We start from the raw sequence: 26029 nt of genomic DNA on the forward strand, positions 1-26029 counted from the left end.
CATTTTGCGTGTTGTTTACGAATTTAGTATAATAGGGGAAGCAAAAGTAGAAAAGAGAAAAATATGGGAATTCGTGGTTTTGAGCTTGTTTCAAGCTTTACAAATGAAAATTTACTGCCAAAGCGTGAGACGGCTCATGCAGCAGGTTATGACTTAAAGGTAGCAGAGCGTACAGTGATTGCGCCCAAAGAGATTAAATTGGTGCCTACAGGTGTCAAGGCCTATATGCAGGCTGGTGAGGTGCTTTATCTTTATGATCGTTCATCTAATCCGCGTAAAAAAGGGTTGGTTTTGATTAACTCTGTAGGTGTTATCGACGGGGATTACTACGGTAATCCGGGAAATGAAGGGCACATTTTTGCGCAAATGCAGAACATTACAGATCAAGAGGTGGTTTTAGAAGAAGAAGACCGTATCGTTCAAGCTGTTTTTGCGCCGTTCTTGCTTGCTGATAATGATGAAGCAGATGGTGTGCGGACAGGTGGTTTTGGAAGCACTGGGCATTAAGAAAGAGGAATCTATCATAGCCAAGAAAAAAGCGACATTTGTTTGTCAAAATTGTGAATATCATTCCCCCAAGTATTTAGGGCGCTGTCCTAACTGTGGGGCTTGGTCGTCCTTTGTCGAAGAGGTCAAAGTTACGGAGGTTAAGAATGCGCGTGTTTCTCTGACAGGGGAAAAAAGTCGACCGATGAAGTTAGCAGAGGTGACTTCTATTGATGTCAACCGTACCAAGACAGATATGGAAGAGTTTAACCGCGTCTTGGGCGGTGGCGTGGTGCCAGGAAGTTTAGTTCTAATCGGAGGAGACCCCGGCATTGGGAAATCTACCCTTTTATTGCAGGTTTCGACCCAACTCTCTCACAAAGGAACGGTCTTGTATGTCAGTGGGGAAGAGTCTGCCGAGCAGATTAAGCTGCGCGCGGAACGTTTAGGCGATATTGACAGTGAGTTTTATCTCTATGCGGAGACCAATATGCAGAGTATTCGTGCTGAGATTGAAAAAATTCAGCCTGATTTTTTGATTATAGATTCCATCCAGACGATTCTATCGCCAGAAATTTCCAGCGTGCAAGGGTCGGTTTCGCAAGTGCGAGAAGTGACAGCGGAGCTGATGCAGCTGGCAAAAACCAACAATATTGCCACCTTTATCGTCGGTCATATGACGAAAGAGGGCACTCTGGCTGGACCTAGAACTTTGGAACATATGGTGGATACAGTACTTTGTTTTGAGGGTGAGCGTCAACATACTTTTCGTATTTTGCGGGCAGTCAAAAACCGCTTCGGCTCTACGAATGAAATCGGCATTTTTGAGATGCAGTCAGGTGGTCTGGTTGAAGTACTCAATCCTAGCCAGGTTTTCTTAGAGGAGCGTTTAGATGGGGCGACAGGCTCTTCTATCGTGGTGACTATGGAGGGGACGCGTCCAATCCTTGCGGAAGTGCAGGCTTTGGTGACGCCGACCATGTTTGGCAATGCCAAGCGGACAACGACAGGATTGGATTTCAATCGTGTTAGTCTGATTATGGCTGTTTTGGAAAAGCGAGCAGGGTTATTATTGCAAAATCAAGATGCCTACCTCAAGTCAGCAGGCGGTGTCAAATTAGATGAGCCAGCTATTGACTTAGCTGTTGCCGTTGCAATTGCTTCGAGTTATAAAGATTTGCCAACGAATCCACAAGAATGTTTTATTGGTGAAATCGGTCTGACGGGCGAAATCCGCCGTGTCAATCGCATTGAGCAGCGTATCAATGAAGCTGCTAAGCTGGGCTTCACCAAAGTTTACGCTCCTAAAAACTCTCTGAACGGATTGAACATTCCCAAAACTATTGAAGTTATTGGTGTAACAACGATTGGAGAAGTATTGAAGAAGGTGTTTGGGTGATATTCTCTTTGAATTCAGTTGAAAGGTTGTTGTGATATAATGAAATCAGCGAGCAAAAGATTTGAAGTTCAGAAAATTTATTAAAATTGCTGATTGTTCTAGAGTTTTTTCATTGATTTCTGAAATGTATAGAATATTTTCTTCCGTTCGGCTAGAACAGTATTATAATCAAATAGTTTGTTTTGTATTAAGTTTTCTATAATACAGAATTGTATAAATAATTAAATCAGGGCAAGATTACTACATGATTGTAGAACTATCTTGCCTTTTTTTCGAGCAAAAGCTAGCATATAATAGATAATGAAAGAACTCCTTGGGGAGGTGGCAAATGAATATTCGACAAATGAATATCATGCAGTATTTATTGCGTCAGCAAAAATATGTATCAGCACAGAAATTGGCAAAAGTTTTTTCAGTGTCCAAAAAAACGATTTATACGGATTTTGAAATTATTCAAACGTTTTTGGTAAGTAAAAATGCATATTTAGAAAAGGTACCAAGTCTTGGAACTCGCTTAGTGGCAGATAAACAGGTTTGTTCTCAATTGATTGTAGAGATTGAACAAAAAAAGAATGATCTAGGGAAAGAAAAATGGTCACCGGAAGAAAGAGAGGAGAATCTAGTTTCTGCCTTATTCTTGGAACATAATGAACTTGATATTTTAGATTGGTCAATAGAGCATTATATTAGTGAAAGTTCAGTTAAGCGAAGTTTAGAGAAGCTGGAGCACAAATTGCATAGAGAAAAGCTTATGTTAGCCAAAAAAGGTGATAAAGTTCGAGTGGTAGGAGATGAAGCTGATATTCGGATTTTTCTGAGAAATTATTTAGTATCCTCTCAGCAGATAGCAAATATTCATAAGTCAGATCAAGCAGAGATTCTAGCGAAAGTAAGACATTTTTCTAAAGCTTATCATTTTCAAATCAATGAACAGTATGAGCCCTATTTAGTGTGGGATTTATGGATTGCAAAAACTCGATATCAAAGTCAATCATTTTTGAAAGAAACTAATCCAAAGATACTAGATAATTTAAAATTGTATGAATCGTACCTTTTTGCTAGTGAGCTTTTAGCTTCTGTTTTGAAAGTAGAAATTTCTAGTCTTCCAGAGGCGGAGATTGCTGCATTGACACGATCACTTCTATCTGTGGGTTATGAGATGCTTCGTCCATTAACGGATGAAAAGTTTGAAACTACTGTTCATGCATTTATTGCAATGGTGAGTGAGCTAATTGATGTTGATTTTTCCGATGATGAGCATTTATATCAGATGTTACTCAACCACATTCAGCCAATGGTTTTTCGTTTACGTAATCGTATTCATTTATCTAATCTTATCACTGAAGAAATCAAACAACAGTATAGTGTGCTTTATCATGTTGTCTGGTTGGCTGTGAAAGTTCTAAATGATTATTTTGGGATTGAATTAACGGATGTAGAAGTGGCATTTCTAACGATGCATTTTGCAATTGCAGTCGAAAAAAAGAGCCAACCGTCAACGATATATATCGTCTGTCAACATGGGGTTGCCACATCAGAATTGATTGTCAGCCAATTGAGAAAGTTGTTTTCAAGTGATGATAAGATAGTAAAATTAACACCAGCCGAGCTTGTGGAGCTTGATGTTGACTCTCTAGATTTAGTAATCAGTTCAGTTGATTTACCTGATTATCCTAAAGATTATATCCATGTTGGAACGGTACTGACAGATATACAGCGTCGTGAAATTCAGCAATCTTATCTTAAGATTACTAAAAGTAGTCGAAAGATTTTACGATTATTAGAGAACAACGAAGTTTATTCTCAATCTTTAGTGAATCATTTATTAGCTAGAACAATCTATCTTCATCAAAAAGTTGATAATGTGTCAGAATGCTTAGATAAAATTATCCAATTGTCGCATCCAGCGAATCTAGCTGATAAACACTATACTGATTCTATTTATCAACGTGAAGAACTAGGAATTACAAGTACGTATACGGGAATTGCTCTCCCTCATGCAAATCCAGAATTTGTTCATCATTCGCAATTGATTATGATGACACTTGATAAGCCCATTTTATGGGGAGTAAACTTTGTTAAAGTTGTTTTACTAATCGCGATTGAAGAGCGAGATTTAGAAACTTACAAAGAGGCATTGATTGAGATTTACTCACGAGTGGATAGCGCCAGCTATATTGAACAATTGGGGCAAGCACAAACATTAGAAGAATTTAAAAAATCTTTATTTGCTCCTGCAACTTTTGATACCATTTAACAAAATAGAAGGATAGAATATGAAAATAATGACTCAAATGATGCATCTAGATCTTATAAATCTAGTTGAAACTGCACCAGACAGAATAACATTACTTAGGAAATTATCGCAAAAGCTGATTCAGAAAGGGTACGTAAAAGATAGTTTTGAGGCGGCACTTTTAGAAAGGGAAAAAGAATTTCCAACGGGGTTACAATTAGAGAACACAGCTGTTGCGATACCTCATACGTATGCAGAGCATGTTTTAAAACCGTTTATCTTTTTTAACAAATTAGAAACTCCGATTTCTTTTGTGCAGATGGGGACAGATGATGTACTTGTAAATGCTGAATTTATATTGGTTTTAGGCATTAGTGATCCAAAACAACAAACAGGATTATTAGTTGAACTGATGGAGTTGTTTTCAGATACTGTTTTTCTTACTAATTTAAAACAAGCGAAAAGTGAAGAGGAAATCTATCATTTATGTAGAAACTAAATATTTAAAGGAGGATGCAATCATGAAAAAATTGATTGTAGCATGTGGTTCAGGAGTCGCTACTTCTCAAACAGTAGCATCAAAAGTAGAACGTCTACTTAAGGAAGCAGGGATTTCTTGTCAGATTGAGGCAGTAGATATGAAATCGTTGGAACATCATCTCCAGCAAGCAGACGGCTACATTTCTATTGTAAAAGCAAAGAAAGATTATGGAGTTCCTGTTTTTAATGGTATTGCTTTTCTAACAGGGATGGGACAAAAACAGGAACTGGATAAGATTATTCAATTTTTGAAAAGTTGATAGTTGATAAAGGAGATTTGAATAATGGATATATTAAAAATAATTGTCCAATATATTTTGGATTTGGGTGCTGCTGTTTTTGTTCCCTTCTTGATGTTGATTGTCGGACTTTGCATGAAAATGAAATTCAGAGATGCTTTTCAAGCTGCCCTTACTTTAGGGATTGCTTTTACAGGAATGGGGATTTTGGTGAATTTCATTATGACTAGTATGGGACAAGCAGCAAATGATTTAACGACCCATACAGGTTTGTCTCTCCCAGCGGTAGATATTGGCTGGCCCGGTGCAGCTTCTATTAGTTGGGCATGGCCATATGCTTTTCTACTCTTTCCTATTCAATTAGGTATTAACTTTTTAATGCTAGTAATGAATCAAACCAAAACTCTAAATGTAGACTTATGGAATGTCTGGAACAAAATTTTTACAGCAGTTATTGTGACTTACTTTACAAATAATGTGATTTTTGGTCTTTTAGCAGGAGCTGTAATTATTGTACTAGAATTAAAATTGGGAGATGCTTTTGCACCTGAGGTGGAACGATTAACTGGTATTCCAGGCGTTACCGTTCCTCACTTTATCTGTCTTATTGCTGTTTTGCTCCATCCAATTGATGAGTTATTAAAGAAAATCCCTATTCTCAATAAACAATTTGACGCAGATACTCTCAAGGAAAAGATTGGAGTTTTTGGTGAAAATTCTGTTATGGGAGCTATTATTGGATTAGCACTTGGTTTAGCTTCAGGTAATGGTATCAAATATGCTCTTACCTTGGCTGTACAGGCTGCGACGGCTTTGACTCTCTTTCCAATGGTTTCCAAACTGTTCTCACAAGCTCTTTCTCCAATTTCAGAAGCTGTATCTGACTTTATGAGAGAAAAATTTGAAGATAGAGAGGTCTATATTGGACTTGATTGGCCTATTTTAGGTGGGCGCAATGAGCTATGGGTAGCGGTTATTTGTACGATTCCTTTCTTATTGATTGGTGCGATTGTACTTCCTGGTAATATCGTTTTACCATTTGCAGGAATTATCAATCTTTCCTTTGTTGTTGGAGCGTTATTATTAACCAACGGCAATGTTCTTCGGATGATTATTCATGGTTTGATTTCTACTCCGCTTTTCCTTTATGGAGCAACATATTTCACACCTTACATGACACGACTTGCAAAAGAAACTGGAACATTGAAAAATCAAGGACTGATTTCTTGGTCAACTTTTGAAGGACCAGATATTCGCTACATATTAGCTACTCTTTTTCAAGGAAAACTTCTTTCGGTTGTTTTGTTCATTCTATGGCTGGGGCTATATATTTGGCTTTTGAAAGATCGTGAAAAATATAATCAAACACTAAAAGTAAAGGAGCAATAAATGAAAGAGAAGTTATTGTTACTGGCAGCAGCCATTATATTCGTAGGATCGATTATTTTTCAAAATATATATTGGACAGCTGTAGCTTTAGGAATAGGCTTGTATCTTCAGCCCAAAAATATTTTTCGAGAATGGGAGGAAAGTCATAAAGAGCGTTTCGTAAAAAGAAAGGGGAATCAATGAATTATCCAAATTATATTTCAGAATTGTTGGAAGTAACTTATGATATGTGGAAAAAAGGCTGGGATGAATATAATGGAGGAAATGTCAGCTATCGTTTAAAAAAAGAAGAAATACTTCGTTTGAAAGATGATCTGCAAGCGACTAATTATCCTATTATGGATAAAGAACAGACAGAGATCCAAGTAATGGAAATACCACATAATATGGTGGGAGAATATCTTCTCATAACAGCTTCTGGAAGTCATTTTCGATATTTACATCATCAGCCAGAGATAGATACAGGGATCATAAAATTAACTAAGCGAGGCTATCAACTTATTGCTGGTTTCAAAGATGGAAAGCGACCAACAAGTGAGATTTTTATGCATATATTAGCGCATGCTGCTCGGTTACAACAAGATAGTGAGCAACGTGTTGTGATTCATAATCATGCAACAAATATTGTTCTTTATTCTTTACTTCATCAGGTGACCAGTCGTTCTTTAACATTTGATTTATGGTCAGTATTGACGGAATCAATTGTTGTTTTTCCAGATGGGATTGCAGTTTTACCTTGGGAAGTTCCAGGAACCCAAACGATTGGAGAGTTGACTGCAAAAGAACTAGTAGATCACCGATTAGTTGTGTGGGCAAAACATGGTGTTTTATCTACTGGTCGTGATTATCAGGATTGTTTTGGTCTGATTGAAACAGCGGATAAAGCGGCACATATTGCTTTGGAATTGCAACGTATTAGTGGTAAGGAGCTTTCAAAAAATAATATTTTAACGAAAGAGAACCTTCAAGCAGTCTGCAAAGTTTTGCATGTAACTGGTAAATATCTATAATGAAGAGACTGTTGCTCAGCCTTTTCGTCTCCTCTTAGTTATGATATAATAAAAATAATGATATTTTGAATCGAGGAGACATAAAATTGGCGAATCAAATTCGTGTGCGTTATGCACCAAGTCCAACGGGACTGTTACACATCGGAAATGCGCGGACTGCGCTCTTTAATTATCTTTACGCTCGTCACTACGGCGGAACTTTTATCATTCGGATTGAAGATACTGACCGTAAACGTCATGTGGAAGACGGGGAGCGTTCGCAGTTGGAAAATCTGCGTTGGTTAGGAATTGATTGGGATGAGAGTCCAGAAACGCATGAAAAATATCGCCAATCTGAACGCTTGGACATTTACCAAGGTTATATCAATGAGTTACTTGAAAAAGGCTTGGCTTACAAGTCATACGTGACGGAGGAAGAGTTGGCAACAGAGCGTGAACGTCAGGAAGCTGCTGGAGAAACACCTCGTTACATCAATGAATATCTGGGAATGTCTGAAGATGAAAAAGCAGCTTATATCGCAGAACGTGAAGCTAAAGGAATCGTTCCAACAGTCCGTCTTGTGGTCAATGAATCTGGTATTTACAAGTGGAACGATCTTGTCAAAGGTGAGATTGAATTTGAAGGTGGCAACATCGGTGGTGACTGGGTTATCCAGAAAAAAGACGGTTATCCAACTTATAATTTTGCAGTTGTGGTGGATGACCACCTGATGAAAATTTCTCACGTTATCCGTGGAGATGACCACATTGCTAACACACCTAAGCAGCTCATGGTATATGAAGCACTTGGTTGGGAAGCGCCACAATTTGGTCACATGACCTTGATTATCAACTCTGAAACGGGTAAGAAATTGTCCAAACGTGATACAAACACCCTTCAATTTATCGAGGATTACCGTAAGAAAGGCTACTTGCCTGAAGCTGTTTTTAACTTTATCGCTCTGCTTGGCTGGAATCCTGGCGGTGAAAATGAAATCTTCTCTCGCGAAGAATTGATCCAACTCTTTGATGAACATCGTCTCAGCAAGTCACCAGCAGCTTTTGACCAAAAGAAATTAGACTGGATGAGTAATGAATACATTAAAAATGCGGATTTTGAAACCATTTTTGATATGGCGAAACCTTACTTGGAAGCGGCTGGTCGTTTGACTGACAAAGCTGAAAAATTAGTTGAACTTTACAAACCACAAATGAAGTCTGTAGATGAAATCGTACCGCTCACAGACCTTTTCTTTGAAGATTTCCCAGAGCTAACGGCAGAAGAAAAAGAGTTTATGGCAGGCGAAACGGTACCGACTGTTTTGAAAGCATTCAAAGAAAAATTGGAAGCTATGAGTGATGAAGACTTCAAGTCGGAAAATATCTTCCCACAAATCAAGACAGTACAAAAAGAAACAGGTATCAAGGGAAAGAACCTCTTCATGCCAATTCGTATTGCTGTTTCAGGCGAAATGCACGGTCCAGAACTCCCAGATACCATTTACCTGCTTGGACGTGAAAAATCTATTGAGCACATTGAAAATATGTTGAAAAACATCCAATAAATTTAACGAAAACATCACATGTGTTAAACTTGTGGTGTTTTTGCTTTTATATGATGAAATGCTTGGTTTTATGTTATAATAACTCTTAATACTAAATCGAAATGAGGAATGTCTATGTCAGCCACTAAAATGACCGCTCAGGAAATTATTCAGTTTATAGCGGATGCTAAGAAAAAGACAAATGTAAAAGTAACCTTTGAAGGAAAACTAGTGGACGAAGTGCCGGATTCTATTGTCAAATTGGGCAATGTTCTATTTGGTGACTGGGAAGAAATTAAACCTCTTTTGGTTAATTTAGAAGAGAATAAAACCTATGTGGTGGAGCAGGATGCTCGGAATTCTGCCGTGCCGCTGTTAGACAAGCGCGAGGTCAATGCTCGGATTGAGCCAGGAGCTATTATCCGTGACCAGGTGGAAATCGGTGATAATGCCGTGATTATGATGGGAGCTGTTATCAATATCGGAGCTGAAATTGGTACTGGAACGATGATTGATATGGGAGCCGTGTTAGGTGGCCGAGCTATTGTTGGAAAAAACAGCCACGTGGGTGCTGGGGCTGTTCTTGCCGGTGTTATTGAGCCAGCCAGTGCTGAGCCAGTTCGCGTGGGGGACAATGTCTTGATTGGAGCCAATGCTGTCGTTATTGAAGGAGTGCAGATTGGCAATGGTTCTGTCGTCGCTGCAGGGGCTATTGTGACGACAGATGTGCCAGAAAATGTTGTTGTAGCTGGTGTGCCAGCGCGTGTGATTAAGAAAATTGATGAACAAACCCGGCAGAAAACAGCATTGGAAGACGCTCTTCGGACACTTTAAAGAGGGAAATGTATGATTGATTATCAAAAAATTCGCCGAGACTTGCATCAAATTCCGGAAATTGGGCTGGAAGAGTATAAGACTCATGCCTATCTGATGAGGATAATTGATGTGTTGACTTCTGGTTTGGATTTCGTTGAGATTCGGACTTGGCGTACGGGAATTTTGGTATTTGTCAAAGGCAGTACACCTGCTAAGACGATTGGCTGGCGGACAGATATTGACGGTTTGCCGATTGTTGAGGAGACAGGGTTTGCCTTTGCTAGTCAACATGAGGGACGTATGCATGCCTGTGGGCATGATATGCACATGACAATCGCTCTGGGTTTGTTGGAGCAACTAACTACTGAGCAGCCTAAGAATAATCTACTTTTTCTTTTCCAGCCAGCTGAGGAAAATGAAGCTGGGGGTATGCTGATGTATGAAGATGGGGCCTTTGGCGATTGGCTGCCAGATGAATTTTATGGGCTTCATGTGCGGCCTGATCTCAAGGTAGGAGATATTGCTACGAATACCAGTACACTTTTTGCAGGGACTTGTGAAGTTAAATTAACCTTTAAGGGCAAGGGAGGTCATGCTGCATTTCCACATAATGCTAATGACGCTTTGGTAGCAGCTAGCTATTTTATCACTCAGGTTCAGACCATTGTGAGTCGCAATGTAGATCCGATTGAAGGAGCTGTCGTCACCTTTGGTGAATTTCATGCTGGAACAACGAATAATGTGATTGCTGAAACTGCCTTTCTGCACGGAACCATTCGAACATTGACGCAGGAGATGAATTTGCTCACTCAAAAACGCCTGCGGGAAATCGCTGAAGGAGTAGCTCAGTCTTTTGGTGTAGAACTTGATTTGGAGCTGAAACAAGGTGGTTATCTTCCTGTGGAAAATCATCCAGAATTAGCTGCTCAATGCATGAATTTTTTCCAAAAAGAGAACGGTGTGCACATGATTGATATTTTACCTGCAATGACCGGTGAGGACTTTGGCTATCTGCTCAGTAAAGTCAAGGGTGTGATGTTCTGGCTGGGAATTGATAGTCCTTACGCACTTCATCATCCTAAAATGGTGCCAGATGAAGCAGCCTTGCCTTTTGCCATTGAAAAATTTGGGAAGTTTTTAAGTGCAAAAGTTAATGAATAATGGGCTGAGATTGTTGATAATGTTTCTGATTGAGGAGAAGATAAATGAAGGCAGATTTGCGCAAAACTATAGTCAGGAAAATGAAAGAGCAGGAATTGATAGTAAAACAGCAGAGAGATGCTTTGCTCACTCAGTACTTGCTGGAACCTTCTGCTTATCAACAAGCTAGAACAGTTGCTACTTATTTATCTTTGCCACACGAGTTTGACACAAGGCTTTTCATCAGGCAGGCTCAAGCAGATGGCAAGCGGGTTTTGGTCCCTAAGACTTATCCCCAAGGGCGCATGACTTTTGTGGATTATAATCCAAATGACTTGGAATTGACTGCTTTTGGTATCTGGGAACCAAGAAGTGAACGAGCGGTGGAAAAATCTCATATTGATTTGATTCATGTTCCAGGTATTGCTTTTAACAAAAAAGGCTATCGTATTGGCTATGGAGGCGGCTATTATGACCGCTATTTGGCTGATTTTAAAGGGATGACAGTCAGTACAATTTATCCTTACCAGTTAGTTGATTTTCAACCAGATGATTGTGATATTCCCGTTCAGGAGGTATTGATTTGTGAAAAAAATTTATGATAAACGTTATCCAGTAACGAGCTTATTATTGCTTATCACGACAGGAGTTTTCCTAGCAATGTTTCTGTTGCGTGGTTTTGCTTATGCTAGCACCCAAACGATTTACGAATTTGGAGCGATGAATGGTCGAACGATTCAATATTTCCCAAGCCAGATTTGGCGCTTAGTATCGGCGATTTTTGTTCATATCGGCTTGGAGCATTTTGTGATGAATATGATTACGCTGTATTTTATCGGGCGGCAAGCCGAGGACATTTTTGGCTCGTGGAATTTTCTGTTTCTTTACTTGATGTCTGGCATTTTAGGAAATGTATTTGTCTTCTTTTTCACTCCAAATGTTGTGGCGGCAGGTGCCTCTACATCTTTGTTTGGGATTTTTGGCGCTATTATTACTTTGCGCTATGCAGTTCGCAATCCCTATATTCAGCAACTCGGTCAGTCATACCTAGTTCTTCTAGTTATGAACTTGGTGTTGAGCTTGACACCGGGAATTAGTTTGGCAGGCCACTTAGGTGGTGCAGTCGGGGGCGCTTTGTGTGCGGTTATTTTTCCAGTTCGAGGGGAAAGAAGAGCTTATCAAGTGGGGCAACGGTTATTGGCGTTGATTGCTTATGTTGTTTTAGCTTTGGGAATGATTTGGTTAGCTTTTAATCGAAGCATATAAAAAGAGGTTAGATAGACTACTGTATCTCGCAGCAATCTGTTTTCACCTCTTTTTGCTTTATATTTGTTGACCAACTAAAATCTTTGCAGCAATCGTGATGTCAGTTAATGGTGACCAATCTATTTTTTCAATGTCAATATTAAAAAGAAGCGGTGTCATGTGAAGAAGTGCCGCTTTCTCATTTTCTCTCAAGCTGAAAGTGGTTGCAACGTCATAAGAATTCGTAATGGTAAAGGCTTCTTCAAAATGCTCAATGATTTTGTGATTGGAATAATTTGTGTTTGTTAATTGCTCGGCAACGATACTACGAATTTCTTGCAAGTGTTGGCTGCTAGGAATAACCTTAATGAGCAAGCCGTTTTTCCTCAAGACGCGCTGAAATTCTTGGTAATTGGCAGGAGAGAAGATGTCTAAAATCATATCCATGCTGGTATCTTGAATAGGGATGTGCGCCAGATCTCCAACAAACCAATTTACCGTCAGGCTGTGGTCACTTTTGGCTGCTAGTTGAATAGACTCTTTTGACAAATCGAATGCATAGATATGTTTATCTGGTAATTGTGCTTGCAAATTTCGAGCATAATAGCCTTCTCCGCAACCAATGTCCAGCAGATTACCATGTTGTGGTAAAGATGATAAAATTTCTAGTAATTTCTTCAAAATTGGCTGGTAAAATCCTGCTTCGAGAATCAATTGTCGATTTTGAAAATTGGATTTATCGTAGTCTTTTGATTGCTTTACTTGTGGAGCCAAGTTGACATAGCCAAACTTTGCCAAGTCGAAGGAATGCTTATTTTTGCATTTGAGACTATTTTCTGATAAAAACAAGGCTTGCTGACAAAAAGGGCAAGAAAAAAGCTTAGCCGTTTCAAAGCGTTTAAGTTTGGGTTTCATGCGTTTTCTCTTTCATCAATTGCTGTGTCTAGTGTAACACGTGAGAAATGCTTTGACAAGTAGATAAAGAAAGGAAATTTTAAAATGAACCACACTTTTAAAGCGGTTGGAGCTAAAACAAGCACTATGACAATATGCTTTTTGCTAAGTGAGAATGAAAAGAAGCTGGAACGAAAAGTCTCCAGCTTCAAAGTATATAGCGCAATAAACCAACGATGTAGTAGTTGATTGCTCTCTTTCCTATTTTAGTAAGTCAAAACAAAATATTTTTTCTTACCACGACGAATAACAGTTAGTTCATTTTCTAATTTGTCAGCGTCCGTTAATCTGTAGTCAAGGTCTTGAATGCGTTCACCATTGATATAAATAGCGCCGTTTTGAATATCTTCACGCGCTTGGCGTTTAGAATTGACAACGCTAGCCGTTACCAAAAGTTCTACGATATTGAGATTGTCATCTGCTTTCACTTGATAATTTGGGACGCCGCGAAGCCCTTGTTTCAGCTCTTTGACAGAAAGATTTTTGATATTTCCGGCAAAAAGCTGCTCGGTGATATTGAGTGCTTCTTTGTAGGCTTTTTCGCCATGCACGAGTGTAACGACTTCTCGCGCCAAGATTTTTTGTGCCAAACGTTCATGTGGAGCTGCTTCAAATTGCTTCCCTATTTCTTCGATTTCATCAAGCGGAAGAAGGGTGAAAATTTTAAGGAAACGAACGGCATCAGCGTCCATGACATTCATCCAGAATTGGTACATTTCGTAAGGACTGGTCTTATCAGCATTGAGCCATACAGCGTTGCCTTCTGACTTACCAAATTTCTTACCGGTTGCGTCTGTGATAAGGGGCACTGTAATAACGTGAGCTGTTTTGTCTGCCTTCCGACGAAGCAATTCAGTACCAGCAGTCATATTGCCCCATTGGTCAGAACCACCGATTTGTAAAGTGACACCGTATTGGCGATTTAGCTCAAAAAAATCATAGCCTTGCATGATTTGGTAAGCGAATTCTGTATAAGAAATCCCTGTTTCAATTCGTTTTTTTACGGATTCTTTACTCATCATGTAGTTGACAGTGAAATATTTTCCGACATCGCGCAGAAAGTCAATAAAGCTAATATCAGAGAACCAGTCGTAGTTGTTGACCATTTCAGCCTTGTTATCACCATTTTCAAAATCAAGAAAACGAGATACTTGCGCTTGAATGCTTCGTACCCAGCCCTCAACTGTGTCTTTTGTTTGTAAACTCCGCTCTGTATCTTTAAATGATGGATCGCCAATTAAGCCAGTTGCACCGCCGACGAGAGCGTAGGGTTTGTGACCTGCCAACTGTAAATGTTTCATGACAAGGATTGGTACAAGATGACCGAGGTGCAGGCTGTCAGCTGTTGGATCATAGCCAGAATAAAAGCTCACATTTCCTTCCGCTAGGGCTTTGCGCAACGCTTCTTCGTCAGTTGTTTGAAAAACCAAACCACGTTCTTTTAGCTCATCAAAAATGTGCATATCTGTCTCTCCTTTATAAAATTTCTAGTTATTGTAACATTGTATCACAAACAGCCATTAGAATGTAGTAAAATTGCAAAAATAATTTAAAAAAACGGTGATTTCAGCCGAGGATTGCCTTTCCTATTGTCAGAAGTTTCATAAATTTGCTATAATAGGCAGAGAAAGTTCAAGGAGAAAGAATGAGTAAACAAGTTTTTGAAAAGATCAAACGATTGTTTGAGAATTTTTTTCAAACAGATCGTCCTAGCAAAAATGAAAAAGAAAGCTGGACACTTTGGAGTGTTGGCGGGACTGTCCTTCGTACTCTAAAGTTATTGTCAAATGTCTTTTTTGTGTTTGTTTTTTTAGGTTGCTTGTTTGGTGGAGGCATTGCATTAGGCTATGGTGCACGAATCTTTGACAAGGTTGAAACTCCTAAAAAAGAAGAGCTCATCAAAAAAATTCAAGATATTTCAACCATTTCTGAATTAAAATATGCTGACGGCAGCTCCATTTCAGCCATTGATAGTGATTTGTTGCGAGTGCCAATTAAGAGTAAAGATATTTCTGACAATGTGAAAAAAGCAGTCATTGCGACAGAAGATGAGAATTTTCGGAAGCACAATGGGGTTGTCACAAAAGCTTTTTTGCGGGCGACGTTAGGCTCTGTTGCAGGGATTGGTTCCTCAAGTGGAGGTTCTACCTTAACTCAACAGTTAATCAAGCAACAAGTTGTTGGCGATGCTCCAACCTTTAGTCGTAAAGCATCAGAAATCATTGATGCGCTGGCTTTAGAACGCTACATGAGCAAAGACGATATTTTAACGACTTATTTGAATGTGGCACCGTTTGGGAGAAATAACAAAGGGCAAAATATTGCTGGTGTGGAAGAAGCTGCACAAGGAATTTTTGGAGTTCCTGCCAGCAAATTGACAATTCCTCAAGCAGCTTTTATTGCCGGTTTACCACAAAGTCCGATTGTTTACTCTCCTTATGCAGCTGACGGCAGCCTGAAAAGTGCTAAAGATATGACTTTTGGTCTCAATCGTGCGAAAAATGTTATTTACAATATGTACCGGACAGGTGCGATTAGGAAAGACGAGTACCAATTGTATAAAGATTATGATTTAAAACGAGACTTTTTACCAAGTGATACGACTTCGACAAGAACACATGATTATCTATATTACGTTGCTATGAAGGAAGCTCAAAAAGCAATGTATGATTATTTAATCAAACGTGACAATGTTTCACAGCAAGAGTTGAAAAATGATGCAACGGTGAAAGCCTACAGAGAACTAGCTGCGAAAGAGTTGAGTGAAGGCGGCTACACTGTCACCACAACTATTAATAAGAATGTGCATAATGCAATGCAAAATGCAGTAGCTAATTTTGGTAGTGTCTTAGATGATGGAACAGGTGCAGTCGAAGCTGGAAATGTCCTCATGGATAATCGCACAGGAGCTATTTTGGGGTTTGTGGGAGGACGTGATTATGCTTCTAACCAGAACAACCATGCATTTGATACAGAGCGCTCACCAGGCTCAACCATTAAGCCGATTTTAGCCTATGGTATTGCCATAGACCAAGGGCTTATGGGAAGTGCCAGCATGCTGTCTAATTACCCTGCAAATTTCTCTAGCGGTGAGCCAATTATGCACGTAGATAGCCGTGGTACAGCCATGATGGACTTGCAGGAAGCTTTGAATACTTCTTGGAACATTCCAGCTTATTGGACCTATAAATTGCTTCGTGACAAAGGAGTTAATGTCCAAGGGTACATGGAGAAAATGGGCTATCAAATTGAAAATTATGATATTGAAAGTCTGCCAATGGGAGGTGGTGTTGAAGTATCTGTTGCCCAGCACACCAATGGTTTCCAAACTTTAGCCAATAATGGGGCATACCAAGAGCGCTATATGATTGAAAAGATTACGACAAAAAACGGGAAAGTTGTCTATGAACACAAAGCAAAACCTGTTCAGGTTTATTCTAAGGCAACAGCGACGATTATGCAAAGTCTTATGCGTGGGGTATTGAGTTCGGGTGCTACGACGACCTTCAAATCTCGTTTAACGCAGATCAATAGTGGTTTAGCTAGTGCTGATTGGATTGGAAAAACGGGTACGACTAACAGCAATGGTGATATGTGGCTCATGGTATCCACCCCTAAATTAACATTGGGTGGTTGGATCGGTCATGACAACAATGCTTCAATGGCAGCTTTAACCGGTTACAATAACAATGCACAGTATATGGCTCAACTGGTAAATGCGATTTATCAAGCAGATCCAAGTCTCTGGGGAGTTGGTGATAAATTCAACTTAGATTCAAGCGTCATCAAGTCTAATGTTCTTAAAGCAACGGGTGAACGAGCCGGGACAGTTACGGTCAACGGTCGCAGTATGAACCTGACCGGACAGACGGTTACTAGTTACTGGGCGAAAAACGGTGCTCCGATGACCACCTATAAATTTGGAATCGGCGGAACAGATAGTGATTATCAAAAAGCTTGGGCAGCACTTTTAGGCGGACGTTAAAATAAAAACACTTTCATAAGGAAAGAAACTTGAAAAGCAGAGTAAAATAAGGTATAATGTTACTAATAATTTGTCGTCTGCTTTATTTGAAATATTGTCCATATAAAGCTTACAGCAGTTAAATCATACTTTCAGAGTCAGATTTAGCTGCTCTTTTTGTGCCTATTTTTGGGATTTTTATTGTTTGTCATTAAAACTTAAAGATTCTGAAATTACTCAAAAAGGATAAATGAAAATTGCTACTCTATCATGTAATAGAGAATGTAGAAAGAAGAAGGAGTAAAAAACTTGGCAGGACATGAAGTTCAATACGGAAAACACCGTACTCGTCGTAGTTTTTCAAGAATCAAGGAAGTTCTTGATTTACCAAATTTGATTGAAATCCAAACGGATTCGTTCAAAGATTTTCTTGACCATGGTTTGAAAGAAGTATTTGAAGATGTACTTCCTATCTCAAACTTTACAGATACAATGGAGCTAGAGTTTGTTGGTTATGAAATTAAAGAATCCAAATACACCTTAGAAGAAGCGCGTATCCATGATGCCAGCTATTCTGCACCTATTTTTGTGACTTTCCGTTTGATTAATAAAGAAACTGGTGAAATCAAGACCCAAGAAGTGTTCTTTGGCGATTTCCCAATCATGACAGAAATGGGAACTTTCATTATCAATGGTGGTGAGCGGATTATCGTATCTCAGCTCGTTCGTTCTCCGGGTGTTTACTTCAACGATAAAGTAGACAAAAATGGTAAAGTTGGTTATGGTTCAACTGTCATTCCTAACCGTGGAGCTTGGTTAGAGCTGGAAACAGACTCAAAAGATATTGCCTATACTCGGATTGACCGTACTCGTAAGATTCCGTTTACGACACTTGTTCGTGCGCTTGGTTTTTCTGGCGATGATGAAATCTTTGACATTTTCGGCGACAGCGATCTCGTTCGCAACACGATTGAAAAAGATATTCATAAAAATCCAATGGATTCACGTACGGATGAAGCGCTTAAAGAAATCTATGAACGTCTTCGTCCAGGTGAGCCTAAAACAGCTGATAGCTCACGTAGTCTATTGGTCGCTCGTTTCTTTGATCCACATCGTTACGACTTGGCGGCAGTTGGTCGTTATAAAATCAATAAAAAATTAAACATTAAAACACGTTTGTTAAATCAAACGATTGCAGAGCCTTTGGTAGATCCAGAAACAGGTGAAATCTTGGTTGAAGCTGGAACTGTTATGACACGTAGTGTCATTGATAGCATTGCAGAATACTTGGACGGTGATTTGAATAAAATTACTTATATTCCAAATGATGCAGCTGTGTTGACAGATCCAGTCGTTCTTCAAAAATTCAAAGTGGTGGCGCCAACTGATCCAGATCGTGTGGTAACTATTATTGGGAATGCTAACCCAGGTGATCGAGTTCATACGATTACGCCAGCAGATATTTTGGCTGAGATGAATTACTTCTTGAACCTCGCTGAAGGGCTGGGTCGTGTGGATGATATTGACCACTTGGGAAATCGTCGGATTCGTGCCGTTGGTGAATTGCTTGCTAACCAAGTGCGTCTTGGACTTTCTCGCATGGAGCGTAATGTTCGCGAGCGCATGAGTGTGCAAGATAATGAAGTGTTGACACCGCAACAAATCATTAACATCCGCCCAGTCACAGCAGCGATTAAAGAATTCTTTGGTTCATCTCAATTGTCTCAATTTATGGATCAACATAACCCACTGTCTGAATTGTCTCACAAACGTCGTTTGTCAGCTTTAGGACCTGGTGGTTTAACACGTGACCGTGCTGGTTATGAAGTGCGAGACGTGCACTACACCCACTATGGTCGTATGTGTCCGATTGAAACACCTGAAGGACCAAATATTGGTTTGATCAATAACTTGTCTTCTTATGGGCATCTAAATAAATATGGATTTATCCAAACACCTTACCGTAAGGTAGACCGTAAAGCTGGCATAGTAACCAATGAAATCGTTTGGCTAACAGCGGATGAAGAAGATGAATACATCGTTGCACAAGCAAATTCTAAATTAACAGAAGATGGTCGCTTTGCAGAGGCGATTGTTATGGGACGCCACCAAGGGAATAACCAAGAATTTCCTTCAGATCAAGTAGATTTCATGGATGTATCACCTAAGCAGGTAGTTGCGGTGGCGACAGCATGTATTCCTTTCCTTGAAAACGACGACTCAAACCGTGCTCTCATGGGTGCCAACATGCAACGTCAGGCGGTACCGTTGATTGATCCGCATGCACCATACGTTGGTACGGGAATGGAATACCAAGCAGCTCATGATTCTGGTGCTGCGATTATTGCACAGCACGATGGTAAAGTTGTCTATTCTGATGCTGCTAAAGTTGAAGTTCGCCGTGAAGACGGTTCCCTTGATGTTTATCATATTACGAAATTCCGCCGTTCAAACTCTGGTACTTCTTACAACCAACGTACACTGGTAAAAGTTGGCGATACAGTTGAAAAAGGTGACTTTATCGCAGATGGACCTTCTATGGAAAAAGGTGAAATGGCGCTTGGACAAAATCCAATCGTTGCTTATATGACATGGGAAGGTTACAACTTTGAAGATGCCGTTATCATGAGTGAACGTTTAGTGAAAGACGATGTTTACACGTCTGTTCACTTGGAAGAATTTGAATCAGAAACACGTGATACAAAGCTTGGACCTGAAGAAATTACGCGCGAAATTCCAAACGTCGGTGAAGATGCTTTGAGAGACCTTGACGAAATGGGTATTATCCGCATTGGTGCTGAGGTGAAAGAAGGTGACATTCTTGTCGGTAAAGTGACACCAAAAGGTGAAAAAGACTTGTCCGCAGAAGAACGTCTACTTCATGCAATTTTCGGTGATAAGTCTCGTGAAGTACGTGATACCTCCCTTCGAGTACCACACGGTGGTGCAGGTGTTGTCCGTGATGTGAAAATCTTTACTCGTGCGAACGGTGATGAATTGCAATCCGGTGTCAACATGTTGGTACGTGTTTACATCGCCCAAAAACGAAAAATCCGTGTTGGGGACAAGATGGCAGGACGTCATGGGAACAAAGGGGTTGTTTCCCGTATCGTTCCAGTAGAGGATATGCCTTATCTTCCAGATGGAACGCCGGTTGATATCATGTTGAATCCACTTGGGGTACCATCCCGTATGAATATCGGACAAGTTATGGAACTTCACCTTGGTATGGCTGCTCGCAACCTTGGTATCCATATTGCAACGCCGGTCTTTGATGGAGCTAGCGCAGACGATCTCTGGGATACCGTTCGTGAAGCAGGCATGGATAGCGATGCTAAGACAATCCTTTATGACGGACGTACTGGTGAGCCCTTTGATAATCGTGTATCCGTTGGTGTCATGTATATGATTAAGCTTCACCACATGGTAGATGATAAGCTTCATGCTCGTTCAGTTGGTCCTTATTCAACCGTTACACAACAACCTCTTGGTGGTAAAGCACAGTTTGGTGGACAACGTTTTGGAGAAATGGAAGTTTGGGCTCTTGAAGCCTACGGTGCTTCTAACGTCCTTCAAGAAATCTTGACCTACAAGTCTGATGATATCAATGGTCGTTTGAGAGCTTATGAAGCCATTACCAAAGGTAAGCCAATTCCAAAACCAGGTGTTCCAGAATCCTTCCGTGTCCTTGTAAAAGAATTGCAATCACTTGGTCTTGACATGCGTGTCCTTGATGAAGACGACAATGAAGTCGAACTTCGTGACTTGGACGAAGGCATGGATGATGATGTGATTCATGTAGACGATCTTGAAAAAGCACGTGAAAAAGCAGCACGAGAAGCAAAAGCCGCTTTTGATGCTGAAGGGAAAGAATAAGAACTGATTCAATAGATAATGATAATAAAGAAAGGTAAGAAATAGTGGTTGATGTAAATCGTTTTCAAAGTATGCAAATCACCCTAGCTTCTCCTAGCAAAGTCCGCTCTTGGTCTTATGGAGAAGTGAAGAAACCTGAAACAATTAACTACCGCACACTAAAACCAGAACGCGAAGGACTTTTTGATGAAGTCATCTTTGGTCCTACGAAAGACTGGGAATGTGCATGTGGAAAATATAAACGGATTCGTTATAAAGGAATCATTTGTGATCGTTGTGGTGTTGAAGTCACTCGTACAAAAGTTCGTCGTGAACGCATGGGACATATTGAGTTAAAGGCACCTGTCTCTCATATTTGGTATTTTAAAGGAATCCCAAGCCGTATGGGTCTGACCTTGGACATGAGCCCTCGTGCCCTTGAGGAAGTCATCTATTTTGCAGCTTATGTGGTGATTGATCCAAAAGATACGCCACTTGAGCACAAATCCATTATGACGGAGCGGGAATATCGTGAACGCTTACGGGAATATGGTCAAGGCTCCTTTGTTGCAAAAATGGGTGCTGAAGCAATTCAAGATCTCTTGAAACAAGTAGATTTGGAAAAAGAAATTGCAGAGCTCAAAGATGAATTAAAAACGGCAACTGGACAAAAACGTGTCAAGGCCATTCGCCGTTTGGATGTTTTAGATGCCTTCCAAAAATCTGGTAACAAGCCAGAATGGATGGTCTTAAACATCTTGCCAGTTATTCCGCCAGACTTACGTCCAATGCTTCAGTTGGATGGTGGACGCTTTGCCTCTTCTGACCTAAATGACCTTTACCGTCGTGTTATTAATCGGAATAATCGTTTGGCACGTCTTTTGGAACTAAATGCTCCTGGAATCATCGTGCAAAATGAAAAGCGGATGTTGCAAGAAGCGGTTGATGCTCTGATTGACAATGGTCGTCGTGGTCGTCCTATTACTGGACCAGGTAGCCGCCCGCTCAAATCATTGAGTCACATGCTCAAAGGGAAACAAGGTCGTTTCCGTCAAAACTTGCTGGGTAAACGGGTTGATTTCTCAGGACGTTCGGTTATTGCAGTTGGTCCGACACTCAAGATGTACCAATGTGGTGTGCCACGTGAAATGGCTATTGAGCTTTTCAAGCCATTTGTCATGCGTGAAATTGTCGCGCGTGATATTGTGCAAAATGTCAAAGCTGCTAAGCGCTTGGTAGAACGGAATGATGAACGCATCTGGGATATTTTAGAAGATGTGATTAAAGAACACCCAGTGCTCCTTAACCGCGCACCGACGCTTCACAGATTAGGAATTCAAGCGTTTGAGCCAGTTTTGATTGACGGAAAAGCTCTTCGTTTGCACCCACTTGTGTGTGAGGCTTATAATGCCGACTTTGACGGAGACCAAATGGCGATCCACGTGCCCTTGTCAGAAGAAGCCCAAGCAGAAGCACGGATTCTCATGCTGGCAGCTGAGCACATCCTCAATCCAAAAGACGGGAAGCCAGTAGTAACCCCTTCACAGGATATGGTCTTGGGGAACTACTATCTGACTATGGAAGAAGCTGGTCGTGAAGGAGAAGGAATGGTCTTTAAAGACCGTGATGAAGCTGTAATGGCTCTCCGTAATGGTTATGTTCACTTACATACGCGTGTTGGGATTGCGACGGATAGTTTAAACAAACCATGGACAGAAAATCAAAAACACAAGATCCTCTTGACAACAGTGGGTAAGATTCTTTTCAATGATATCATGCCAGATGAATTACCATATTTGCAAGAGCCAAATGCCTCAAACATGGCAGAAGGTGTGCCAGCTAAGTATTTCTTAGAACCTGGTCAAGATGTCAAAGCAGCTATCAGTAAGCTGGAATTAAATGTGCCATTCAAGAAGAAAAATCTTGGAAATATCATCGCTGAAATCTTCAAACGCTTCCGTACAACTGAAACATCTGCTTTCCTTGACCGTCTGAAAGATCTCGGCTATCACCATTCAACGTTAGCAGGCTTGACAGTAGGGATTGCTGATATTCCGGTCGTTGAAGATAAGGCAGAAATTATCGAAGAGTCCCACAAACGTGTAGAACAAATTACCAAACAATTCCGTCGTGGTATGATTACAGACGATGAACGCTACAATGCAGTTACTGCTGAATGGCGTGCAGCTCGTGAAAAATTGGAAAAACGTTTGGTTGCCAACCAAGATCCTAAGAATCCAATCGTTATGATGATGGATTCTGGAGCCCGTGGTAACATTTCTAACTTCTCACAACTTGCTGGTATGCGTGGTTTGATGGCTGCTCCTAATGGTCGCATCATGGAATTGCCTATTCTATCTAACTTCCGTGAAGGTTTGTCTGTTTTGGAAATGTTCTTCTCTACTCACGGTGCTCGTAAAGGGATGACTGATACAGCCCTTAAGACGGCTGACTCAGGTTATCTGACTCGCCGTTTGGTTGATGTGGCGCAAGATGTGATTATCCGTGAAGACGACTGTGGAACCGATCGTGGTCTTGTTATCCGCTCAATTACTGATGGTAAGGAAATGATTGAGCCATTAGAAGAACGCTTGATTGGTCGTTATACGAAGAAATCGGTTAAACATCCTGAAACAGGCGAAATCATCGTTGGTCCAGATGTATTGATTACAGAAGATATGGCGCATGAGATTGTTAGCGCTGGTGTCGAAGAAGTCACTATTCGCTCTGTCTTTACATGTAATACACGTCATGGGGTTTGTCGTCGCTGTTACGGTATCAACTTGGCAACGGGCGATGCGGTTGAAGTCGGTGAGGCAGTCGGAACGATTGCCGCCCAATCTATCGGTGAACCTGGTACACAGCTTACAATGCGCACTTTCCACACGGGTGGTGTTGCGTCTAATACCGATATCACACAAGGTCTTCCTCGTGTCCAAGAAATCTTTGAAGCCCGCAATCCGAAAGGGGAAGCAGTTATTACTGAAGTCAAAGGTGAGGTGACTGCGATTGAAGAAGATGCTTCTACTCGAACTAAGAAAGTTTTTGTTAAAGGGGCAACTGGTGAAGGGGAATATGTAGTACCATTTACAGCTCGTATGAAAGTAGCAGTAGGGGATAAAATCTCTCGTGGTGCTGCTCTGACAGAAGGGTCTATCCAGCCTAAGCACTTGCTGGCTGTTCGTGATGTCTTGTCTGTTGAAACTTACCTGCTAGCTGAAGTACAAAAAGTTTACCGCAGCCAAGGGGTAGAAATCGGTGACAAGCATATCGAGGTAATGGTTCGCCAGATGATTCGCAAAGTGCGTGTCATGGATCCAGGAGATACCGACCTTCTTATGGGTACACTCATGGATATCACAGACTTTACCGATGCTAACCGTGATGTGGTCATCTCTGGAGGAGTTCCGGCAACTGCTCGTCCAGTCCTCATGGGAATTACTAAAGCATCTCTTGAAACAAATAGTTTCTTGTCAGCTGCTTCTTTCCAAGAGACCACTCGTGTCCTCACAGACGCGGCTATCCGTGGTAAGAAAGACCACTTGCTTGGTCTCAAGGAAAATGTTATCATTGGTAAAATCATCCCAGCTGGTACAGGTATGGCTCGTTACCGCAACCTTGAACCGCAAGCTGTCAATGAAGTCGAAATTATCGAAGATACAACTGTAACAGAACCTGTGGAAGAAACCACTACAGTAGAATAATAAAGAGTCGAGCCTTCTCGGCTCTTTTTATGTTCAAAATTATTTTGTGAAAATTTTCCTTATATCAAGAAAACTTTTAGAAAATATGATATAATAGTTTCGTATAAAATAGAAAAAGGAGTTTTTGTAACATGGCAAAACTTACTGTTAAAGACGTTGAATTGAAAGGAAAAAAAGTCCTTGTTCGCGTTGATTTCAATGTGCCGCTTAAAGACGGAGTTATCACAAATGACAACCGTATCTCAGCTGCTCTTCCAACAATCAAGTATATCCTTGAACATGGTGGACGTGCTATTCTTTTCTCTCATCTTGGACGTGTGAAAGAAGAAGCTGATAAAGAAGGAAAATCTCTTGCACCAGTTGCGGCCGATTTAGCTAAAAAATTAGGCCAAGATGTTGCTTTCCTTCCAGGAGTAACTCGTGGAGCAGAGCTTGAAGCAGCGATCAATGCCCTTAAAGACGGTGAAGTCCTTCTTGTTGAAAACACTCGTTTTGAAGATGTTGACGGGAAGAAAGAATCTAAAAACGATCCAGAACTTGGTAAATATTGGGCAAGCCTTGGAGACGGTATCTTTGTAAATGATGCATTTGGTACAGCTCACCGTGCTCACGCTTCAAATGTTGGTATTTCTGCTAATGTGGACAAAGCAGTTGCAGGTTTCCTTCTTGAAAACGAAATTGCTTATATCAAAGAAGCTGTTGAAAATCCAGTTCGTCCATTCGTAGCAATCCTAGGTGGTTCTAAAGTATCAGATAAGATTGGTGTTATCGAAAATCTTCTTGAAAAAGCTGATAAAGTCCTTATCGGTGGTGGTATGACTTATACTTTCTACAAAGCACAAGGTATCGAAATCGGTAACTCACTTGTAGAAGAAGATAAGTTGGAGGTTGCGAAAGCTCTGCTTGAAAAAGCAAACGGTAAATTGATCTTGCCAGTTGACTCAAAAGAAGCAAACGCATTTGCTGACTACACTGAAGTAAAAGACACTGAAGGTGAAGCAGTAGACCCTGGTTTCCTTGGACTTGATATCGGTCCTAAATCAATCGCTAAATTTGACCAAGAATTGACTGGTGCGAAAACAGTTGTTTGGAATGGTCCAATGGGTGTCTTTGAAAATCCTGACTTCCAAGCTGGTACAATCGGCGTTATGGATGCTATCGTGAAACAACCAGGCGTGAAATCTATCATCGGTGGTGGTGACTCAGCAGCAGCAGCCATCAATCTTGGCCGTGCAGACAAGTTTTCATGGATTTCTACAGGTGGAGGCGCAAGTATGGAGCTTCTTGAAGGTAAAGTATTGCCAGGATTGGCTGCTCTTACAGAAAAATAATTTTAACAGAAGGCGGTTTTTCCGCCTTTTTTATATTTTTGTAAATTAACTAGCTCGTTTCTGTATTTCAATTTGTTGTATTCACGGTTTTCATGAAGTAAAAGAATTGAAAAAATATGCTACATACTTGTAAATGTTTTGAAAAGCTGCTAAAATACAATAAGTGTCAAATTCAAAGTAATTTGAATAATCTAATAA

General features: G+C 40.4%; 19 protein-coding genes. 17 read left to right on the plus strand and 2 right to left on the minus strand.

Annotation, left to right across the window (positions count from 1 at the left end):
- Nucleotides 1-63: 63 nt before the first annotated feature.
- From ABKA15_RS01145 to ABKA15_RS01205, 13 genes are all read left to right on the plus strand, one after another.
- Nucleotides 64-507: a dUTP diphosphatase gene (locus ABKA15_RS01145; protein ID WP_003029453.1), complete on the plus strand. Its 444-nt coding sequence runs from the start codon at nt 64-66 to the stop codon at nt 505-507.
- Nucleotides 467-1885, plus strand: coding sequence for a DNA repair protein RadA (gene radA / locus ABKA15_RS01150; protein WP_106388356.1), 1419 nt, complete (start codon nt 467-469; stop codon nt 1883-1885). The genes ABKA15_RS01145 and radA overlap by 41 nt, the downstream gene beginning before the upstream one ends.
- A gap of 328 nt (nt 1886-2213) precedes the next feature.
- Nucleotides 2214-4142 carry a PRD domain-containing protein gene (locus ABKA15_RS01155; RefSeq protein WP_049513907.1) on the plus strand — a complete coding sequence of 643 codons (1929 nt, stop codon included), beginning with the start codon at nt 2214-2216 and terminating at the stop codon, nt 4140-4142.
- A gap of 25 nt (nt 4143-4167) precedes the next feature.
- Nucleotides 4168-4620, plus strand: a complete 453-nt coding sequence (locus ABKA15_RS01160; protein WP_049513916.1) for a PTS sugar transporter subunit IIA — start codon at nt 4168-4170, stop codon at nt 4618-4620.
- A gap of 22 nt (nt 4621-4642) precedes the next feature.
- A complete protein-coding gene (locus ABKA15_RS01165) occupies nt 4643-4921 on the plus strand; it encodes a PTS sugar transporter subunit IIB (RefSeq protein WP_003033436.1) in 279 nt (92 codons plus the stop codon).
- Between the two features lie 24 nt (nt 4922-4945).
- Complete coding sequence (locus tag ABKA15_RS01170) at nt 4946-6289, plus strand: PTS transporter subunit IIC (protein WP_049513905.1); 1344 nt, start codon at nt 4946-4948, stop codon at nt 6287-6289.
- Nucleotides 6290-6472: a hypothetical protein gene (locus tag ABKA15_RS01175; protein WP_049513903.1), complete on the plus strand. Its 183-nt coding sequence runs from the start codon at nt 6290-6292 to the stop codon at nt 6470-6472.
- Complete coding sequence (gene rhaD / locus ABKA15_RS01180) at nt 6469-7299, plus strand: rhamnulose-1-phosphate aldolase (RefSeq protein WP_049513902.1); 831 nt, start codon at nt 6469-6471, stop codon at nt 7297-7299. The genes ABKA15_RS01175 and rhaD overlap by 4 nt, the downstream gene beginning before the upstream one ends.
- A gap of 86 nt (nt 7300-7385) precedes the next feature.
- Nucleotides 7386-8843, plus strand: a complete 1458-nt coding sequence (gene gltX, locus ABKA15_RS01185) for a glutamate--tRNA ligase (protein WP_049513901.1) — start codon at nt 7386-7388, stop codon at nt 8841-8843.
- A gap of 114 nt (nt 8844-8957) precedes the next feature.
- Nucleotides 8958-9656, plus strand: coding sequence for a 2,3,4,5-tetrahydropyridine-2,6-dicarboxylate N-acetyltransferase (dapD, locus tag ABKA15_RS01190; protein ID WP_049513899.1), 699 nt, complete (start codon nt 8958-8960; stop codon nt 9654-9656).
- 12 nt (nt 9657-9668) lie between these two features.
- Nucleotides 9669-10799, plus strand: a complete 1131-nt coding sequence (locus ABKA15_RS01195; RefSeq protein WP_049513897.1) for an N-acetyldiaminopimelate deacetylase — start codon at nt 9669-9671, stop codon at nt 10797-10799.
- A gap of 44 nt (nt 10800-10843) precedes the next feature.
- Nucleotides 10844-11380, plus strand: a complete 537-nt coding sequence (locus ABKA15_RS01200) for a 5-formyltetrahydrofolate cyclo-ligase (RefSeq protein WP_049513895.1) — start codon at nt 10844-10846, stop codon at nt 11378-11380.
- The gene (locus ABKA15_RS01205) at nt 11364-12044 is read left to right on the plus strand and encodes a rhomboid family intramembrane serine protease (RefSeq protein WP_049513893.1); all 681 of its coding nucleotides are present in this window, start codon (nt 11364-11366) and stop codon (nt 12042-12044) included. The genes ABKA15_RS01200 and ABKA15_RS01205 overlap by 17 nt, the downstream gene beginning before the upstream one ends.
- Before the next feature lie 57 nt (nt 12045-12101).
- On the opposite strand, the gene ABKA15_RS01210 is transcribed toward ABKA15_RS01205, so the two are convergent.
- Both ABKA15_RS01210 and tyrS read right to left on the minus strand, forming a co-directional pair.
- A complete protein-coding gene (locus ABKA15_RS01210) occupies nt 12102-12938 on the minus strand; it encodes a putative RNA methyltransferase (RefSeq protein WP_049513891.1) in 837 nt (278 codons plus the stop codon).
- A gap of 245 nt (nt 12939-13183) precedes the next feature.
- Nucleotides 13184-14440, minus strand: a complete 1257-nt coding sequence (gene tyrS, locus ABKA15_RS01215) for a tyrosine--tRNA ligase (RefSeq protein WP_049513890.1) — start codon at nt 14438-14440, stop codon at nt 13184-13186.
- A gap of 182 nt (nt 14441-14622) precedes the next feature.
- Here tyrS and pbp1b point away from each other — a divergent pair, with 182 nt between their 5' ends.
- The 4 genes from pbp1b (at nt 14623) to ABKA15_RS01235 (ending at nt 25831) form a co-directional block, all read left to right on the plus strand.
- Nucleotides 14623-16962 (plus strand): penicillin-binding protein PBP1B, encoded by a 2340-nt coding sequence (gene pbp1b, locus ABKA15_RS01220; protein WP_049513888.1) that lies wholly within the window; start codon nt 14623-14625, stop codon nt 16960-16962.
- Nucleotides 16963-17250: 288 nt separating this feature from the next.
- Nucleotides 17251-20817 (plus strand): DNA-directed RNA polymerase subunit beta, encoded by a 3567-nt coding sequence (gene rpoB / locus ABKA15_RS01225; RefSeq protein WP_049513886.1) that lies wholly within the window; start codon nt 17251-17253, stop codon nt 20815-20817.
- Between the two features lie 44 nt (nt 20818-20861).
- Nucleotides 20862-24500, plus strand: a complete 3639-nt coding sequence (gene rpoC / locus ABKA15_RS01230; RefSeq protein ID WP_003032220.1) for a DNA-directed RNA polymerase subunit beta' — start codon at nt 20862-20864, stop codon at nt 24498-24500.
- Between the two features lie 131 nt (nt 24501-24631).
- Nucleotides 24632-25831: a phosphoglycerate kinase gene (locus ABKA15_RS01235; protein ID WP_049513884.1), complete on the plus strand. Its 1200-nt coding sequence runs from the start codon at nt 24632-24634 to the stop codon at nt 25829-25831.
- Nucleotides 25832-26029: the final 198 nt, after the last annotated feature.

Source organism: Streptococcus sp. KHUD_010 (assembly GCF_040207525.1).
Classification (GTDB): Bacteria; Bacillota; Bacilli; order Lactobacillales; family Streptococcaceae; genus Streptococcus; species Streptococcus hominis.

Coding starts and splice junctions, on each gene's coding strand:
- ABKA15_RS01145 (WP_003029453.1), top strand. CDS start 64: ATGGGAATTCGTGGTTTTGAGCTTGTTTCAAGCTTTACAAATGAAAAT.
- radA (WP_106388356.1), top strand. CDS start 467: ATGGTGTGCGGACAGGTGGTTTTGGAAGCACTGGGCATTAAGAAAGAG.
- ABKA15_RS01155 (WP_049513907.1), top strand. CDS start 2,214: ATGAATATTCGACAAATGAATATCATGCAGTATTTATTGCGTCAGCAA.
- ABKA15_RS01165 (WP_003033436.1), top strand. CDS start 4,643: ATGAAAAAATTGATTGTAGCATGTGGTTCAGGAGTCGCTACTTCTCAA.
- ABKA15_RS01170 (WP_049513905.1), top strand. CDS start 4,946: ATGGATATATTAAAAATAATTGTCCAATATATTTTGGATTTGGGTGCT.
- ABKA15_RS01175 (WP_049513903.1), top strand. CDS start 6,290: ATGAAAGAGAAGTTATTGTTACTGGCAGCAGCCATTATATTCGTAGGA.
- rhaD (WP_049513902.1), top strand. CDS start 6,469: ATGAATTATCCAAATTATATTTCAGAATTGTTGGAAGTAACTTATGAT.
- dapD (WP_049513899.1), top strand. CDS start 8,958: ATGTCAGCCACTAAAATGACCGCTCAGGAAATTATTCAGTTTATAGCG.
- ABKA15_RS01195 (WP_049513897.1), top strand. CDS start 9,669: ATGATTGATTATCAAAAAATTCGCCGAGACTTGCATCAAATTCCGGAA.
- ABKA15_RS01200 (WP_049513895.1), top strand. CDS start 10,844: ATGAAGGCAGATTTGCGCAAAACTATAGTCAGGAAAATGAAAGAGCAG.
- ABKA15_RS01210 (WP_049513891.1), bottom strand. CDS start 12,938: ATGAAACCCAAACTTAAACGCTTTGAAACGGCTAAGCTTTTTTCTTGC.
- tyrS (WP_049513890.1), bottom strand. CDS start 14,440: ATGCACATTTTTGATGAGCTAAAAGAACGTGGTTTGGTTTTTCAAACA.
- pbp1b (WP_049513888.1), top strand. CDS start 14,623: ATGAGTAAACAAGTTTTTGAAAAGATCAAACGATTGTTTGAGAATTTT.
- ABKA15_RS01235 (WP_049513884.1), top strand. CDS start 24,632: ATGGCAAAACTTACTGTTAAAGACGTTGAATTGAAAGGAAAAAAAGTC.